The sequence below is a fragment of the Streptomyces sp. NBC_01808 genome, from assembly GCF_035917395.1.
Lineage (GTDB): Bacteria > Actinomycetota > Actinomycetes > Streptomycetales > Streptomycetaceae > Streptomyces.
In genome coordinates, this window is the sequence record NZ_CP109072.1 from 2,117,648 (window position 1) to 2,134,711 (window position 17,064).

A 17,064-nucleotide genomic window follows, 5' to 3' on the forward strand; every position below is an offset into this window, starting at 1 on the left:
ATAACCGTGTCAGGGAGCGATTGCGGTGACCGAGTGGCAAGGGGGAGCCGGCGTGGGAACCCGTCCGACGGACTGGCATGTACTCGATCTCGATGACGATCCGACGCCGGGTGATCCGGAGCGGGTCAAGCAGTTGGCGCGTGAGTTGCATGACTTCGCCGATGACGTGGCGGATGCGTTGCGGCAGATCAAGGGCATGGCCGGTGAGGATGCGCTGCTGCGGTGGGCGGGGAAGACGGCGAAGGCGTTCCAGGACGAGTTCGAGGAAGTTCCGAAGAATCTGAAGAAGCTTCAGCGGTCGTACGACCTGGCGGGTGATGCGCTGGCGGCGTACTGGCCGAAGCTGGAGCGCGCCCAGTCGCTGGCCGACAAGGCCCTCGCCAAGGGGCGCGAAGCCCAGAGTGATCTGACCGCCGCCAACGGGCGCCTCGATTCCGCGAACTCCTGGGTCGATCGGGCGACGAAGAAGACGGAGGAGTACGACGAGAAGGAGGGCAAGGAGAAGCCCGACGAGTCCGAGGTGCGCGCCGCCACGCGCAACGCCACCGACGCCAAGTCCGCCCGGGCCTCCGCTCAGACCGCCGTCGACAACGCGCGAGGCGGTCTCGAAGCGGCCAAGAAGATGGCCGCCGACGCGAAGAAGATGCGCGAGGACGCGGCGTCAGAAGCGAAGGACAAGCTCGAAGAAGCCTCGGACGCCGGGATTCAGAACCGTAAGTGGTGGGAGAAGGCGGTCGACTGGGTCAAGGACAACTGGGACACCATCGTCAACGTCTGCAAGGTCATCGTCGCCGTCCTCGGCATCGTCGTCCTCATCATCGGCGGACCCCTCGCGTGGGTCGTCCTCGCCGCCGCCCTCGTCGTCCTGGCCGACACGCTCTACAAGTACATGAACGGCCAAGCCTCCCTCTGGGACGTCGCCTTCGCCGCGCTGGACTGCATCCCCGGCATGAAGGGCCTCACCACCCTCGGCGGCCTGGCGAAGATGGCCAAGGGCGGCATGAAGGCCATGGCGGGCCTGAGGGCCATGAAGGCCGGTGTCCTCGGCCTGGCCAAGCGTGGCCGCACCATGCTCGGCGACGCCGCCCAGGGCGCACGCAACCGGCTCAGGAACGTCGTCAACAAGCTCACCGACCCCGTCGACCTGGCGACCGGCGAGATGTACCTCGCGCAGACCGATGTCGAACTCCCCGGCCTGCTCCCCCTCACGTTCAACCGCCGGCTGGGCTCGTCGTACCGGTGTGGCCTGTGGTTCGGTCCCACCTGGACTTCCACCGTCGACCAGCGGCTGGAGATCGACGAGGACGGCGTCGTCTTCATCACCGAGGACGGACGTCTGCTCGCCTACCCCCACCCCCACGGCACCGACGAAGTGCTGCCCGAGTCGGGTCCGCGCTGGCCCCTGGGCCGCCTAGAGACCGGTGGCTACACGATCACCGACCCGCTCGCCGGCCACATCCGGCACTTCCACGCGCCTGTCTCCGACGACTTGGCTCTCCTGCACCGGATATCGGACCGCAACGGTCAGACGGTCACCTTCGCCTACGACGCCGACGGCGTCCCCACCGACATCCGCCACTCGTCCGGCTACCACCTCCGCCTGACGGCCGAGGGCGACCGCGTCACCGCCCTCCATCTCGCGAACGCCGCCGGCGACGGCTCGGACGTGGAGGTCAAGCGCTTCGGCTACGACGCCGCCGGCAACCTCACCGAGGACTACAACTCCTCGGGCCTCCCGCTGACCTTCGCCTACGACGACCGCCTGCGCGTCACCTCGTGGACCGACCGCAACGACCGCTCCTATGCCTACACCTACGACGAACACGACCGCTGCACGGCCGAGGGCGGCGAGGCGGGCCACGTGGCTCTCACCCTCGCCTACGGCGGAGAGGACCCCGCCTGGCCCGAGTGCACGGTCACCGCCCTCACCACCGCCGACGGCGCCACCACCCGTTTCGTCGTCAACGACAACAGTCAGGTCGTCGCGGAGATCGACGCCCTCGGCCACGTGTCGCGCACCGAGTACGACCGACACCACCACCTGCTCTCCGAGACGAACGCCCTGGGCCACACGACCCGGTACGAGAACAACTCCCTCGGACAGCCGACCGCGATCGCCCACCCGGACGGCTCGGTGGTCCGCTACGAGTACGACGAGTCGGCCTGCCACACCGCCACGCTCATGCCGGACGGAACGGCATGGCGGTGGGAGTACGACGCCCAGGGCAACCTCGTCTCCCAGACCGACCCCTCCGGGGCGACGACCCGCTTGACGCGCGACGACGGCGGCCGGCTGACCGGGCGGATCGATGCCCTCGGCCACACCACCCGCGTCCGGTGCGTCCCCGCCGGCATGCCCGAAGAAGTCGCCGACCCGCTGGGCGCGGTGATGCGCTTCCGCTACGACGCCTTCGGACGGACGAGTCACGTCACCGACCCCACGGGTGTGAACGAGTCGCTGACCTGGTCGGTCGAGGGGCACCTCGTGCGCCGCACCCGCGCCGGCGGGCCGGCCGAGACGTGGACGTACGACCCCGAGGGGAACTGCCTCACCCAGGTGGGTGCGGACGGGTCCACCACCCGTTTCGAGTACACCCACTTCGACATGCTCTCCGCCCGCGTCGAACCGGACGGCACGCGGCACGAGTTCACGTACGACGCGGGGCTGCGGCTGACGGAGGTGCTAAACCCCCAGGGGCAGAGCTGGCATTACCGGTTCGACCCCGCGGGCCGGATGGTGGCGGAGGAGGACTTCGACGGCCGCACCCTCACCAGCACCTTCGACGCGGCCGGGCAGCTCGTCGCCCGTACGAACGCCGCCGGCGAGACCGTCACCTTCGGCTACGACCCCGCCGGCCGCATCGCGCACAAGACGGTGGGCGAGCTGACCACCGCCTACGCGTACGACTCCGCCGGCCGCCTGCACTCCGCCGCCAACCCGCAGAGCAGCCTGGTCTACCTGCGCGACGCGATGGGGCGCGTCGTGGCCGAGACCGTGGACGGCCGTACCACCACCTACGAGCACGACCTCCTCGGGCAGCGCACGCGGCGGACCACTCCCACCGGCCTGACCACCCACTACGCGTACGACGCCGCCGGCCGCGGCACATCGGTGACCACCAACGGCCACACCACCGACCTCGTCTTCGACGCCGCCGGCCGGGAGACCGAGCGCCACCTCGGCGCCCTGACGGTCAGCTCCGCCTGGGACTCCGCCGGGCGCCTCGCCCGCCAGTCGGTCACCGCGGGCCCCGAGCGCCGTATCGCTCAGCAGCGCTCGTACGCCTACGCCCCGGACGGCAACCTGGCCGGGCTCGACGACCGCCTCAACGGGGACCACCGCTTCGGCCTCGACGCCGTCGGCCGGGTCACGAGCGTCACCGCCCCCGGCTGGGCGGAGTCCTACGCCTACGACTCCCTCGGCAACCTCACCCACGGCACGTGGCCCACCGGCAACGGCCACGACGCTGCCCTCGGCGAACGGACCTACACCGCCACCACCCTGACCGCCGCGGGGAGCTACCGCTTCCGGCACGACGCCGCCGGACGGCTGGTCACGCGCAGCCGGAAGCGGCTGTCCAAGTCCCCCGAGACCTGGCACTTCGAGTACGACGCGGAAGACCGTCTCACCGGCGCCCGTACCCCCGACGGCGTCCGGTGGGCCTACCGCTACGACCCGCTCGGCCGCCGCACCGCCAAGCAGAAGTTCGCCGCCGACGGCCGGGGTGTCGCCGAGGAGACCGTCTTCACCTGGGACGGCCCCGTCCTCATCGAGCAGACCAGCACCGGCGGCCCGTTCCCCCAGCCGGTCACCCTCACGTGGAACCACCAGGGCCTCGTCCCGATCACCCAGACCGAGCGGATCACGGACGCCACCACCCAGGACGAGATCGACGCCCGCTTCTTCGCCATCGTCACCGACCTCGTCGGCACGCCCCGCGAACTCCTCACCCCCGAGGGCGACATCGCCTGGCGCACACACACCACGCTCTGGGGGACCCTCTCCTGGCCGTCCGGCTCCACCGCGCACACCCCGCTGCGCTTCCCCGGCCAGTACGCCGACCCCGAGACCGGCTTCCACTACAACCTCTTCCGCTACTACGACCCCGTCAACGCCCGGTACACGACCCCCGACCCGCTCGGGCTCGCGCCCGCTCCGAACCCGGCCGCGTACGTCCACAACCCGCACACCTGGACCGACCCCTACGGCCTGGCCCCGTACATCCATGCCTCCGTGGCCAGCAGTGACTGGGGGAACAAGGGCGCACACGTCCACATCGGAGGCCGGGAGGTCCGGGTGTTCCCCGACGGCGCCGGCGGGGTCGGCGGCGAGCCGATCAGGCTGTCGAACGGAAACGTGGCGTCTGCGCGGGACGTGGAGCGGGTGCTGGAGGAGATCCGGGTCAATCCGAAGATGCGCGAGGACCTCATTGCCAAGGCGTCGTCCGCGCGCGCGTCCATGAACGCGGGTGAGTACGGTACGAAGGTGAACCGGGCCCTCGAAATTCACTTCCTGATCAAGGCGCTGGAGAAGATGTGACGGCGACGGACATCGACCTGTACAGCCAGGTCGTGCAGCACGAGAGCCTCGGAGGGGCGACCGCGGACTCCACGCCCCAGGTGTGGGAACGCGCGCTTCCCGGCGATCGGCTGGAGGACAGGCGCAAGAAGTTCATGCGCTGGGACTACGGCCTCGTCGAGGTCTTCTTCGCCAGGGTGGACCGGCAGTGGAGTGGTTCCGGCTTCACGATCCAGGTGCACCGGCTCGCCGAGGCGGGTGGAGGGCCGGTGCCGGCATACCTGCGGGACGCGTACGGCGATTTCCGCAGCAGCGTGCCCATCGGCGAACTGACCGCTTCCCTGGCGGCGGCGGGCCTGTCCCTCACCGAGGTGGAGAGCTATTCCGACAAGGAATTCAGCCAGCTCACGTCACCGAGCGGGCGGGTCGCGGTGTACGTCCTCACCGATCCGCAGCCCGATTCTGCGTACCGCATCCCCAAGGGAGGGATCTGGTCGATCACGGTGGCGCCCGCGGAGGCGTGAGCGGTCCGCCGGCGGCGAATGACGACAAGTCGACCCAGCCAGAAGTCATTGGTCTACACCTTGTCTTGGTGCAGACCAAGGTGATTGACTGCGCCCCGTCAAGCTCCAACGCCGGCGTTCGCGCCGGTGACCCCCCACCAGGAGAGTGATGAGGTGCTGAGGAAACTCGGAACGAAGGTCAAAGCCCTGCTCGCGATCGGCGCGCTGGCCGCCGCGCTCGCCGTCGTGGTGCCCGTGACCGCGTCGGCCGGCGAGGGCGGCACGGCAGGCGAAGGAGGCGCGGACAAGGCGGTGGCCGCGGAGTTCATTGTCAGCGAGGCGCAGTTCGAGCAGATGTTCCCGGGGCGGAACGCCTTCTACACCTACCAGGGGCTGACCGACGCGCTCAGCGCGTACCCCGCGTTCGCCAACACCAGCGACGAGACCACCAAGAAGCGGGAGGCCGCCGCCTTCCTGGCGAACGTCAGCCATGAGACCGGCGGACTCGTGCACGTCGTCGAGCAGAACCAGGACAACTACCCGCACTACTGCGACGCGTCGCAGCCCTACGGCTGTCCCGCCGGGCAGGCCGCGTACTACGGGCGCGGGCCCATCCAGCTCAGCTGGAACTTCAACTACAAGGCCGCGGGCGACGCCCTCGGCATCGACCTGCTGAACGACCCCTGGCAGGTGGAGCGGAACGCCGCCGTCGCGTGGAAGACCGGCATCTGGTACTGGATGACGCAGTCCGGGCCCGGGTCGATGCCCGCGCACGACGCGATCACCGGCGGGCACGGGTTCGGCGAGACCATCCGGGCCATCAACGGGTCGCTTGAGTGCAACGGCGGCAACCCCGGTCAGGTACAGAGCCGGATCGACAAGTACACGCAGTTCGTGCAGATCCTCGGCACGACCCCCGGCGACAACCTGAGCTGCTGACCCGGCCGGGCCCGACCGGCCCGGCCTGATCGATTCCCGGCCGGGTGCGCGGCCCGGTCCCGCCCTTCCCGGGTGGGTCGCGCGCCCGGCCGTTCCCCCCACGTAACCACCCCCCACCCGGAGGCAGTTGTGGCACGCGTACGTACACACAAGGCCCGGAAGACACGCAAACGCTTCGTCAGCGCCCTCGCCGCCGCGTCGCTCACCGCCGGCGCGCTCGCCGCCGCGGTCGTCACCGAGGCCGCCGCCGACCCCGAGCCGGTCACCCACGGCGCCGCCGCGGTGCCCGCGCACGCCGTCACCGGCTACTGGCAGAACTTCGACAACGGCGCCACCGTCCAGACCCTCGCCGACGTCCCCGAGGCGTACGACATCGTCGCCGTCGCCTTCGCCGACGCGACCGGCGCGCCCGGCCAGGTCGACTTCACCGTCGATCCCGCGCTCGACTACACCGAGGACGCCTTCAAGGCGGACATCGCCGCGAAGCAGGAGAGCGGCAAGTCCGTCGTGATCTCCGTCGGCGGCGAGCGCGGCGCCGTCTCCGTCAACGACGCGGCATCCGCCGAGGCGTTCGCCACGAGTATCCTCGGGCTCATGGAGGAGTACGGGTTCGACGGCGTCGACATCGACCTGGAGAACGGGCTCAACTCCACGTACATGACGCAGGCCCTGGAGGCGATCCACGCGGGCGCCGGCGACGGTCTGGTGGTGACGATGGCGCCGCAGACCATCGACATGCAGTCGCCGGACAACGAGTACTTCAAGACGGCGCTGAACATCAAGGACTTCCTCACCGTCGTCAACATGCAGTACTACAACAGCGGCTCCATGCTGGGCTGCGACGGACAGGTCTACTCCCAGGGCACGGTCGACTTCCTCACCGGTCTGGCCTGCATCCAGCTCGAGAACGGGCTCGACCCGTCGCAGGTCGGCCTCGGCACCCCTGCCTCGCCGCGGGCGGCGGGCGGCGGGTACGTGGATCCGGGCGTGGTGACCGACGCGCTCGACTGCCTGACGCGGGGCACCGGCTGCGGCTCCTTCAAGCCGGAGAAGACGTACCCCGGGCTGCGCGGCGCGATGACCTGGTCCACCAACTGGGACGCCAGCAACGGCAACGCCTGGTCGGACACGGTCGGGCCGCACGTCGACCAACTGCCGTAGCCGGCCGGCTGCCGTAGTCGTACGAGAACGGACAGCGGGGCCGGCCGGGACTTCCCGTCCCGGCCGGCCCCGCCCCCGTACTGCCGGCCGTCGGCCCTTCCGCTCAGGTCCGCCGGCCGTTCCCGCTACGGGCCGTCAGTCCTTCCCGCTACGGGCCGGCGTGCCGTTCTCCGCCCCCGGCCAGCCGTTGATCACGAACTGCGACCCCGGCTCGACGACCACGTCGCCGTCCGCCGAGCCGGTGATGGTGACGTTCGTGAGGTTCGCGCTGCCGCGGGCGCCGCCCATGGCGAGGATGCCCGCACCGTTGTTGGACTTCTCGACCGAGACGTTCGAGATGTTCACGTTCGGCATCTCGCCGCCGCCCGTCTTGAACTGGATCCCGTCGTACGTCGAGTCGTGGATGTCCGTGTCCTTGATCGTCACGCCCGGGATCGGCTGGCCCGCGGGGAAGAGCGTGATCGCGCCGAACTCCTGCGCCTCGCCCCAGAACGCGCCGCCGCAGCGGTACAGCGAGTTGCCGGAGATCACCGTCTCGCCGGTGAACGGCACCGGGTCGTGGTCGGTGGCGAGCATGATGCCCGGGTAGTTCGCGGTGTCGGAGATCAGGTTGTTCTCGACGGTGTTGCCGTAACCGCCGTAGATCGCGACCCCGTTCGCGCGCCAGGGCAACTGGATGGTGTTGTTGCGGAAGTGGTTGTCGTGGCCGATGTCGACGGCCTGGTCCTTCACGTACTTGCTGGCCCAGACCGCGAGCGAGTCGTCGCCCGTGGTGCGGAAGGACGAGTTGACGACCTCGGAGTTGCGGGTGCCGTTGGTGAAGTTGATGCCGTCGGCATACGTGTTGCGTATCCGCATCCCGCTGAACTTCAGCCCGTCGGCCGGGCCCCACAGCTCCGGCTTGTTGGAGTAGTCGCGGCCGACCCAGACGCCGACGTTGGCGTGCTCGATCCACACGTTCGAGATCTCCGTGCCGACGCCGAACCGGCCGTTGAGGCCCACGCCGCCCTCCTGGCCGCCGTCGCCGCCGCGGATGGTGCCGGAGCCGAAGATGGCGAGGTCGGAGATCTTGGTGTTCTTGTCGATGTCGAAGCCGAAGTTGCCCTCGTGCGGGTGGTTGATGCCGCCGGCCTCGTGCGGCGGAGTCAGCGTGGAGAACTGCGAGTGCCACATGCCGGCGCCGCGGATGTCGACGTTGCTGATGCCGACCTGGTTGTACTGGCCGCCCTCGGGGTCGTCGGTCAGGATCTTCTGCTCCTGCCGCCACTGGCCCGGCGGGATCCAGACGCACTCGATCTCGCCGTTCTGGTCGGCGGTGACGGCCGCCTGCAGCGCCTGGGTGTCGTCGTCGCCGTCGTCGGGCACGGCGCCGTACTCGGTGATCGACGTGCACGCGGCCGGCTTTTCCTTCGGCGGCGCGACCTGCTCCAGGTCGATCAGGTCGATGACGTAGAACGCGGCGTCGTCACCGGCGTCGCGCTGGAGGCGGAAGGTGGTGCCGGCCGGGTAGCTGTCGTCGAGCAGGGCGTGGGACTCGTCGAAGAGCCGGCGGGCGTCGGTCTGCGGGTTGTTGGTCAGGCCCTCGGGGTCGTCGGTGTTGCCGTACAGCCAACTGTGCTTGGACGACAGGTCCAGCTTCTGTACGAACTCGCCGTCGGCGTACAGGCTGATGGTCGCCTCCGTGCCGCCGCCGCCCGGGGCGTCGGGGATGGAGTTGCGGACGACGATGGAGTTGGTCGGTGAGGTCGAGGTGAACTCGACGTACTGACCGGTGTTCTCCAGCCGCACCGACCGGCGGCCCGAGGACTCGGACGCGAAGTTCGTGTGCCCGAAGGTGCGCTTCGCGTCGGCCTCCAGCAGGGTGCCGTCGTACGTGCCGGCCTCGGCCTCGTACGCGACGTAGGGCAGCTCCGCGCCGGCGGCCGCCGCTTCGCCGGGGGCGGCACTGCTGCCGGCTGCCGCGCCGTCACCCTCGGGGGCGACGCCGGCCATCGCCTGGCCGGAGAGGGGCAGGACCCCGATCGCGACCAGGCCGAGCGCCGGTATCCCGACGGCCACACGCCGTCTGAGGTGCTTCCACTTCATGGGTGTCCTCTGTTCTGTGGGGGCTGACAGAGTGCGCATGCCGTTCTCTTGCAAGAAATCAACGTAAGTTTGCGTAACAGAGTTGATGTCTTGCCGATTGGCAGTCAGAGTTTTGAGGCACCCCGCGGGTTTGTCAATGGTCCGCGCACGGCGCCCTGTCCGGGCCGCCCGCGCCGCGCGGGTAGGCTGCCGGAGGGCGGAGGGGGAACCGGAAACGTCATCGCGGGAGGATTCGTGCTCGTACTGCTGCCACCGTCCGAGGGCAAGGCCGAGGGCAGGCGCGGCGCACCGCTGAAGCTCGACTCGCTCTCCCTGCCCGGCCTCACCGCCGCCCGCGAGGCCGTCCTCGACGAGCTGGTCGGACTCTGCGCCGCCGACGAGGAGAAGGCCGCCGACGTGCTGGGCCTCACCGAGGGGCTGCGCGGCGAGGTGGCGCGCAACGCCCGGCTGCGGACCGCGCCCACCCGCCCCGCCGGGCAGATCTACACCGGCGTGCTCTACGACGCGCTCGGCCTCGCCACGCTCGACGCCGCGGCGAAGCGGCGCGCGTCGGCGTCGCTGCTGGTCTTCTCCGGCCTGTGGGGCGCGGTGCGCATCGGCGACCGCATCCCCGCGTACCGCTGCTCGATGGGCGTACGGCTGCCGGCCGCGGGCGCGCTCGGCGCGTACTGGCGCGGGCCGCTGGACGCCGCCCTGCCTGCGGCGGCGGGGCGCGGGCTCGTCCTCGACCTGCGCTCGTCGGCCTACGCGACGGCCTGGCGGCCCCGCGGCGAACTGGCCGCGCGCACGGCGGCGGTGCGGGTGCTGCACGCGACGGTGGTGGACGGGGTGGAGAAGCGGTCGGTGGTCAGCCACTTCAACAAGGCGGCGAAGGGCCGGCTGCTCCGCGACCTCCTGACCTCCGGCGCGAAGCCCCGCACCCCGGCGGCGCTGCTGACGGCGCTGCGCGACCTGGGATACCGGGTGGAGGGTGAGCCGCCGCGGCGGGCGGGGCAGCCGTGGGAGCTGGACGTGGTGGTGACGGAGCTGTAGGACGTCACGCCCTTCCCGCACTCCCGCCCCAGGGTAGGCCGGCCCTCTGACAGCCAGGGTCGGCGGGCACCGGGCAGAGCACCCGTGTTGCACGGTATGCAACGTTCGTTGCACCGGTGTGGTCGCGGAGGCACGATGACGGCGTGACCACTGACTCCGCCTCCGCCTCCGCCTCCGCCTCCGCGTCCGCGGCCGCGGCCGTCCCGTCCTCCGTGCTGGGCCTCGCGCCCGTCATCCCGGTCGTCGTCCTCGACGACGACGCCGACGCCGTGCCGCTGGCGCGTGCGCTGGTGGCCGGGGGGCTGCCCGCGGTCGAGGTGACCCTGCGCACGCCGGCGGCGCTCGACGCGATCCGGGCCATCGCCGCCGAGGTGCCGGACGCGGTGGTCGGCGCCGGCACGGTGCTGGACGCGGCGGCGGTGGACGCCTCCGCCGCCGCGGGTGCCCGGTTCCTCGTCAGCCCCGGCTCGACGGACGGGCTGCTGTCGGCGATGGCCGCGTCGGGCCTGGCGTACCTGCCCGGGGTGTCGACGGTGTCGGAGGCGATGGGCCTGCTGGAGCGGGGGGTGACGGAGATGAAGTTCTTCCCGGCGGAGGCGTCGGGCGGCATCGCGTACCTGAAGTCCCTCGGCTCCCCGCTGCCCCGCGCCCGCTTCTGCCCGACGGGCGGCATCACGGCGGAGTCGGCGCCACGGTATCTGGCGCTGCCGAACGTCGGCTGCGTGGGCGGCACATGGATGCTGCCGAAGGCGGCCCTTGCGGCGAAGGACTGGGCGACGGTGGAGAAGCTGGCAGCCGAGGCCGCGGCGCTCGGCAGTAGTTGAGCCCGCGGGGTCGCGGCGGCTCGCCGCTCGCTCGGCGGAGCACTGCTCTCGGTACGGACCAGGGGGCACGGTTCCGGCCCCTGCTCACGCCGCAGAGCACCGCTCCCGCCCGAGAGCACCGCGCACCGGGCGAGCCGGGCCGCAGGCCCTCAGTGCGCATCGAACCAGCGCAGCGCCAGCGGGTGCAGCCCGGGGCGGTGGATCGTGGGGCCGTAGAGGGCGAGGTCGGCGCGCATCCGCCCCGCGGGATCAGCGAAAAAGGGTCTCAGCGCAGGTGCGACGTGTCGTTCAGCAGGCGTACGCTCGCGTGCCCGTCCGCGTAGTACGCGACCTCCGACACCCCCGCCGGCGACAGCTCCATCCGGTACAGCGACTCCGGCGGCGCCCCCAGCGCCAGCCGGACCAGCGTCTTGATCGGCGTCACGTGCGTCACGAGCAGCACGGTGCGGCTCGCGTACCGCGCGAGGAGCTTGTCGCGCGTGACCGCGACGCGGCGGCTGACCTCGGCGAAGGACTCCCCGCCGCCGCTCGGTGCGGCCTTCGTGGAGCGCAGCCAGGCGGCGAGGTCGCCAGGGTGGCGCTCCCGTACCTCCGCGAACGTCAGCCCCTCCCAGGCACCGAAGTCCGCCTCGCGCAGCCCGTCCTCGACCCGGATGTCCAGCCCGAGCCGCCCGGCCGCCGCCTCCGCGGTCTCGCGGCAGCGGCGCAGCGGGGAGCTGACCACGGCCTCGACGGTGCCGCGGGCGGCGAGGAGCCCGGCGGCGGCCGCGGCCTGGCCGCGGCCGGTCGCGGAGAGCGCGGGGTCGCTGCCGCCGGTGCCGGAGAACCGTTTCTGGGGGGTGAGGGCGGTCTCGCCGTGGCGGAGCAGGAGGAATGTGGTGGGCGCCCCGAGGTCGGTGCCCCAACCCACCGCCGGGGTCGCGGACTTGCCGACCTCCTCGGCCCGTACGCCACCCTCGGCCCGAACAGCGCCCTCGCCCCGCGCGCCGGAGCCCTCCCGCGTCCCGGCGCCGCCGGTCCCCGCGTCCAGCTCCGCCCGCGACGCCTCCGCGCTCCACCGCTCGCCGCGCCTGCCCGCGTCCATCGCCTCGTTCGCGAGCCGGTCCGCGTGCTTGTTCTGCTCCCGCGGAATCCACTCGTACGACACCCGCCCAGGCGGGAAGACCTCCCGCGCTTCGGCGGCCAGTTCGCGCATACCGGGGTGCTTGATCTTCCAGCGCCCCGACATCTGCTCGACGACGAGCTTGGAGTCCATCCGCACCCGGACCTCCGCGTCCGGGTCGAGCCCGCGCGCCGCCCGCAGCCCGGCGCTCAGTCCGCGGTACTCGGCGACGTTGTTGCTCGCCACCCCCACGTACGCCGCGTCCTCCGCCAGCACCGCGCCGTCCGCGTCCCGCACCACGGCGCCGTACCCCGCCGGCCCCGGGTTCCCCCGCGAGCCTCCGTCCGCCTCGACGGTGAACACGCGCCGGGCCGGGCCCGGCATCAGAGGCCGGATTCGGGTGTACGGACCAGGATCCGGCGGCAGTTCTCGCACCGTACGACGGTGTCGGGGGCCGCGGCCCGTACCTCGTTGATCTCCGTGATGTTCAACTCCAGCCGGCAGCCCTCGCAGCGCCGCTGGTACAGCCGGGCCGCGCCGACGCCGCCCTGCTGCTCGCGCAGCTTGTCGTACAGCTTCAGCAGGTCAGCGGGGATCTCGGCGGCGGCAGCCGCGCGCTCCTTGGTGACCGTGCCGGCCTCGGCGTCGATCTCGCCGACCGACGCGTCGCGCCGCGCCGTGGCGTCCGTGATCTTGGCCTGAACGGACTCGACCCGGCCGGTCAGCTCCGCCACCCGCTCCTGCACGGTCTCGCGGCGCTCCATGACCTCCAGGACCACGTCCTCCAGGTCGCTCTGCCGCCGGGCCAGCGAGGCGATCTCGCGCTGCAGGTTCTCCAGGTCCTTGGGCGAGGTCACCGCGCCGGAGTCCAGCCGCTGCTGGTCGCGGGCGGCGCGCTGGCGCACCTGGTCGACGTCCTTCTCGGCCTTGGCCTGCTCGCGTTCGGTGTCGCTCTCCTCGGTCTGCGCGGCGACGAGCAGGTCGCGGTGCTGGGCGAGGTCGGCCTCCAGACCTGCGACCTCCTCGTGTTCCGGGAGGGTGCGGCGGCGGTGCTGGAGCTGGGTGAGGCGGACGTCGAGGTCCTGGACGTCCAGCAGGCGGATCTGGTCGGCGGGCGCTGCGTTCAAGCTGGCTGCTCCGGGCTCGTAGGGGCAAGGCTGGCGTGGGGTGCGGGAGATCCCGCGGTGCCCGCGGGCGGTGCGGCTGAGGTGGAACGTGCCGCCGGTGCGGGCGCGTGCGTGGTCCAGGGGTCGGTCACGATACGCGACACCCGCGTGCGCAGACCCCATGCGTTCCGGTCCGAGATCGCGTCCAACTGCGCGGCGGCCTGCTCGCACCAGGGCCACTCGGTGGCCCAGTGGCCCGCGTCGATCAGGTACGGGCGGCCGCCGGCGGCGAGCGCGGCGTGCTGCTGCGCCTCGGAGACCGGGTGGTGGCGCAGGTCGGCGGTGACGTAGACGTCGACGCCCGCGGCGCGCACCGCGTCGAAGAGCCCGTCGCCGGAGCCGCCGCAGACGGCGGCCGTACGGACCTCGCCGTCCGGGTCGCCGGCGACGCGCAGTCCGGTGGCGGTACGGGGCAGGGCCGCGGCGGCGCGGTCGGCGAACTCCCGGAGCGGCACCGGGGCGTCCAGCTCGCCGAGGCGGCCGAGGCCGCGGCGGCCCGCGGGGTCGTCGGCGTCGGGCACGAGGGGCCCGGTGACGCGCAGGCCGAGGGCGCCGGCGAGGGCGTCGGAGACGCCGGGGTCGGCGCGGTCGGCGTTGGTGTGGGCGACGTGCAGCGCGACGTCGTTCTTGATGAGGGTGTGCACGACGCGGCCCTTGAACGTGCCGGCCGAGACGGTCGACGTACCGCGCAGGTAGAGGGGGTGGTGCGTGACGAGCAGGTCGGCGCTCCACTCGACGGCCTCGTCGACGACCTCGCGCACCGGGTCGACGGCGAACAGCACGCACTCCACGCGGGCGTCCGGGTCGCCGCACACCGTGCCGACCGCGTCCCACGGCTCGGCGCGGCCGGCGGGCCAGAGGGCTTCGAGCGCGGCGACGACGTCGGAAAGTGCAGGCACGGGGCAAGGCTACCTCCGCCGGCCGGGCCCCGGTGCGGCCCCCACCGGCAAGCACAGGGGGCGGTGCGGCGAAGCGGAACGGCGGATCCGCCACCCGTATGTGTGAAGTGACCGGCGCCGCGCCGATTGCTGTGACGTGCGAAAACTATTTTCGCGTGCGGAGGTGAGGGAACCGGATGAGGCCCATTGCAGAATCGATTCCTTCAGTGACGACGGGAACGGCGGCGACGCCCGCCCCGACGACCGCGGCGGCGGATGCGACGCGGGCGCCGGATGCGGTACCGGGTCCGGACGCGGCGGCCGCGGGTACGGACACGGGGGCGGCGGCCGCCGGGGCAGCGGCGGATCCGGGACCGCCGACGCCCGCGGGAGCACCAACTGCTGCGGGAGCGCGGACCGTTGCGGGACAACCTGGCGCCACGGACCCGGCACCCAAGCCCGGGACGGGGCCCGCCGCGGAAGCCGGGATCGCCGCACCGGCCGCTACGGGAAGCACCGTCGCCGCGATGGTCGCGGTCACCGCGACGACGCCCCCGGGACCCCCGGCACCCTCCGGACGCCACGCCGCCCCGCCGACCGCCGCTCCCCCAGCCGCCGCTCCCGGCCGCCCCGTGGGACGGGCAGGATTCACCCTCACCGCCGACGGCACCTACGGCGCCTGCCTCGCCACCGACGCCGACGGCAACTGGTTCCCCGAACGGTGGACCCTGCACGGCCCCGAGGTGTACACCGTCCCCCTCCCCTGCGCGCAGCCGGAGGAGCCGGGGACCACGGTCCTGCCGCTGGCCGACGGCCGCGTGCTGGTCCGCCGGCTCGTCGGCGGCACCGAGCACACGTTCTCCCTCCTGCACCCCTCCGGGCCCGACACCACCGAGCAGCCCCTCGGCTCGGTGGCCGCGCCCCGGCTCACGCTCGTACCGCCCGCGCCGGAGAGCGCCGAGGTGTACGCGCTGGTGCCGCCGGAGCCCGGCGGCGAGACCACCGCCGTGTGGCGGGTGTACGGGGGCGGGTTCGCCGGCGCCGGCACGGCGCACCCGGAGCGGGTCGGCGAACTCCCGGGCCGGTGCGCGGGCCGCGGCTGGCTGGACCGTACGGGCCGGGCGCTGGCCGTCGACCAGGAACTGGACGGGCGGACGAAGGCCGTGACGGTCGGGCTGCACGGCGGGGTGGAGGTCAGCCCGCTGCTGCAGCTCACCGCGGAGAGCAACGACCGCCTGCTGCTCGCCGACCCCGACAGCGGGCTGCTGCTCCTGCGCTCCGACGCCCCGGGCCGCGACCGGCTGGGGTGGGGGGTGCTGGGCAGCGGGCGCCCGGTGCGGTTCCCGGACGCGCTGTGCCCGCGGGACACGGCGGTGACGCCGTTCGCGGTACAGCCGGGGCAGGTGCTGACGCCGGAGCAGTGCGGGGTGGCGCTGCGGCTCGAAGGACCGGGCGGCTGCCGGCTCGGGGTGTGGCGGCCGGCGGCGCGGCGGCTGGTCCAACTGCCGCCGCTGCCGGGGTGGATCACCGGCAGCGGGCTGTGGACGCAGTGGGGCGAGCTGCGGCTGCCGTACGCGACCCCGGCCCACCCCTGCGGCCTGGCCCGCCTGGCGATCCCCGACCCGTCGGCGGCCGAGTTGCTGAACGCACCGCCCCTGAGCGACCCGCCTCCCGACTGGGTACCGGACGAGACCGCCGAGCCGCCCCCCGAGGAGGACACCCCCACCCGCCCCGTCCCCCTCCGGCACGCCCCGCTCTGAAGCCCCTTCCCCGCCCCGGCGGCACACCCCCGGGGCGGGGAAGGCTCAGTCGTGCTCGATGAGCGCGTCCGCCAGCACCGGGGACTCGTCCCGCTCCACGGCGCTCGCGGTCAGCCGGATCCGCCCGGTCCCCGCGGGGGCGCCCGCCTCCGGCCACAGCCGGATCCGCAGCGTCTCGCCCGGGTACACCACCCCCGCGAACCGCGTCGCGTACGAACGCACCCGCCCGGGGTCGCCGGCCAGGACCGTGTCCACCGCCGCCTTCAGCGCCATGCCGTACGAGCACAGCCCGTGGAGGATCGGCCGGTCGAAGCCGGCGAGCGCGGCGAACTCCGGGTCGGCGTGCAGCGGGTTCCAGTCGCCGGACAGGCGGTAGAGCAGCGCCTGGTCCTCGCGGATGCCGCGGTCGACGACGTGCGCCGGCGGGCCCTCGGGCGCGGGCAGGCGCGGTGACGGGCCGCGGTCGCCGCCGAAGCCGCCTTCGCCGCGGACGTAGAGCTGGGTGTCGGAGGTCCACAGCGGGCCGTCCGCGTCGGCGGCCTCGGTGCGCAGCACCAGCACGGCGGCCTTGCCCTTGTCGTGGACGGCGGCGATGCGCGAGGTGCGGGTCGCCTCGCCGGCGGGCGGCAGCGGGCGGTGCAGTCCGATGCGCTGGGCGCCGTGGAGTACGGCGGTGAGGTCGACGTCGACGCCGGGGGCGTCGAGCCCCGCGCCCTCGCCGGCCACGCCGCCGTCGCCGGCGACGGTGACGAAGCCGGGCAGCACGCGCAGCCGGTCCTCCAGGACGTAGCGCAGCTCGGCGGGGTCGGTGGCGGGGCGTCCCGCACCGATGCCGAGGTGGTAGAGGAGGACATCCTTGCGGGTCCAGGCGATCCTGGTCTCGCGGGGTGCGGCGGCGAGGGCCCGGGCGGCGTCGATGGGCATGGTGGCGCTGGCTCCTTCGCCGGCCGCGGGCGCGCCCGCGACCCGAGGGTGTCGGCAAGGGGCCGCGGGCCCGGCACAGCCGTGGGGACGGGGGTGCGTGGGTACGTGGACACGGCGGCCGAGAGCGCGAGAAGACCCCGGCGTGCCGTCCGCACCAGTCGGCACGCCGGG

General features: G+C 72.8%; 12 protein-coding genes. 7 read left to right on the forward strand and 5 right to left on the reverse strand.

The window, feature by feature from the left end; genetic code table 11:
- The first annotated feature begins 52 nt into the window (after window positions 1-52).
- The 4 genes from OG946_RS08940 to OG946_RS08955 all read left to right on the forward strand — a co-directional run bounded on the left by OG946_RS08940 (window position 53) and on the right by OG946_RS08955 (window position 7,122).
- Complete coding sequence (locus OG946_RS08940; protein WP_326795595.1) at window positions 53-4,540, forward strand: DUF6531 domain-containing protein; 4,488 nt, start codon at window positions 53-55, stop codon at window positions 4,538-4,540.
- Window positions 4,537-5,043, forward strand: a complete 507-nt coding sequence (locus OG946_RS08945; protein ID WP_326795596.1) for a hypothetical protein — start codon at window positions 4,537-4,539, stop codon at window positions 5,041-5,043. The genes OG946_RS08940 and OG946_RS08945 overlap by 4 nt, the downstream gene beginning before the upstream one ends.
- Window positions 5,044-5,196: 153 nt before the next feature.
- On the forward strand, window positions 5,197-5,961 hold the full coding sequence (locus OG946_RS08950) for a chitinase (RefSeq protein ID WP_326795597.1): 765 nt from the start codon (window positions 5,197-5,199) through the stop codon (window positions 5,959-5,961).
- 129 nt (window positions 5,962-6,090) lie between these two features.
- Window positions 6,091-7,122, forward strand: coding sequence for a chitinase (locus tag OG946_RS08955; protein WP_326795598.1), 1,032 nt, complete (start codon window positions 6,091-6,093; stop codon window positions 7,120-7,122).
- 135 nt (window positions 7,123-7,257) lie between these two features.
- On the opposite strand, the gene OG946_RS08960 is transcribed toward OG946_RS08955, so the two are convergent.
- A complete protein-coding gene (locus OG946_RS08960; RefSeq protein WP_326795599.1) occupies window positions 7,258-9,207 on the reverse strand; it encodes a right-handed parallel beta-helix repeat-containing protein in 1,950 nt (649 codons plus the stop codon).
- A 234-nt stretch (window positions 9,208-9,441) separates the two neighbouring features.
- Here OG946_RS08960 and yaaA point away from each other — a divergent pair, with 234 nt between their 5' ends.
- Window positions 9,442-10,239, forward strand: coding sequence for a peroxide stress protein YaaA (gene yaaA / locus OG946_RS08965; protein ID WP_326795600.1), 798 nt, complete (start codon window positions 9,442-9,444; stop codon window positions 10,237-10,239).
- A 143-nt stretch (window positions 10,240-10,382) separates the two neighbouring features.
- Window positions 10,383-11,063, forward strand: coding sequence for a bifunctional 4-hydroxy-2-oxoglutarate aldolase/2-dehydro-3-deoxy-phosphogluconate aldolase (eda, locus tag OG946_RS08970; protein WP_442814295.1), 681 nt, complete (start codon window positions 10,383-10,385; stop codon window positions 11,061-11,063).
- A gap of 265 nt (window positions 11,064-11,328) precedes the next feature.
- On the opposite strand, the gene OG946_RS08975 is transcribed toward eda, so the two are convergent.
- From OG946_RS08975 to OG946_RS08985, 3 genes are read right to left on the reverse strand one after another with little or no spacing between them, the layout of a single operon-like run.
- Complete coding sequence (locus OG946_RS08975) at window positions 11,329-12,549, reverse strand: bifunctional RNase H/acid phosphatase (protein ID WP_326795601.1); 1,221 nt, start codon at window positions 12,547-12,549, stop codon at window positions 11,329-11,331.
- Window positions 12,549-13,292 (reverse strand): zinc ribbon domain-containing protein, encoded by a 744-nt coding sequence (locus OG946_RS08980; protein WP_326795602.1) that lies wholly within the window; start codon window positions 13,290-13,292, stop codon window positions 12,549-12,551. Before OG946_RS08980 ends, OG946_RS08975 begins: the two co-directional genes overlap by 1 nt.
- The gene (locus OG946_RS08985) at window positions 13,289-14,230 is read right to left on the reverse strand and encodes a Nif3-like dinuclear metal center hexameric protein (protein WP_326795603.1); all 942 of its coding nucleotides are present in this window, start codon (window positions 14,228-14,230) and stop codon (window positions 13,289-13,291) included. Before OG946_RS08985 ends, OG946_RS08980 begins: the two co-directional genes overlap by 4 nt.
- A 506-nt stretch (window positions 14,231-14,736) precedes the next feature.
- On the opposite strand from OG946_RS08985, the gene OG946_RS08990 reads away from it, so the two are divergent.
- Entirely contained in the window at window positions 14,737-15,969 is a 1,233-nt protein-coding gene (locus OG946_RS08990) for a hypothetical protein (RefSeq protein ID WP_326795604.1), read from the forward strand.
- Window positions 15,970-16,014: 45 nt separating this feature from the next.
- Here the strand turns inward: OG946_RS08990 and OG946_RS08995 are convergent, their stop codons facing one another.
- A complete protein-coding gene (locus OG946_RS08995; protein WP_326795605.1) occupies window positions 16,015-16,893 on the reverse strand; it encodes a MaoC/PaaZ C-terminal domain-containing protein in 879 nt (292 codons plus the stop codon).
- Window positions 16,894-17,064 lie beyond the last annotated feature (171 nt).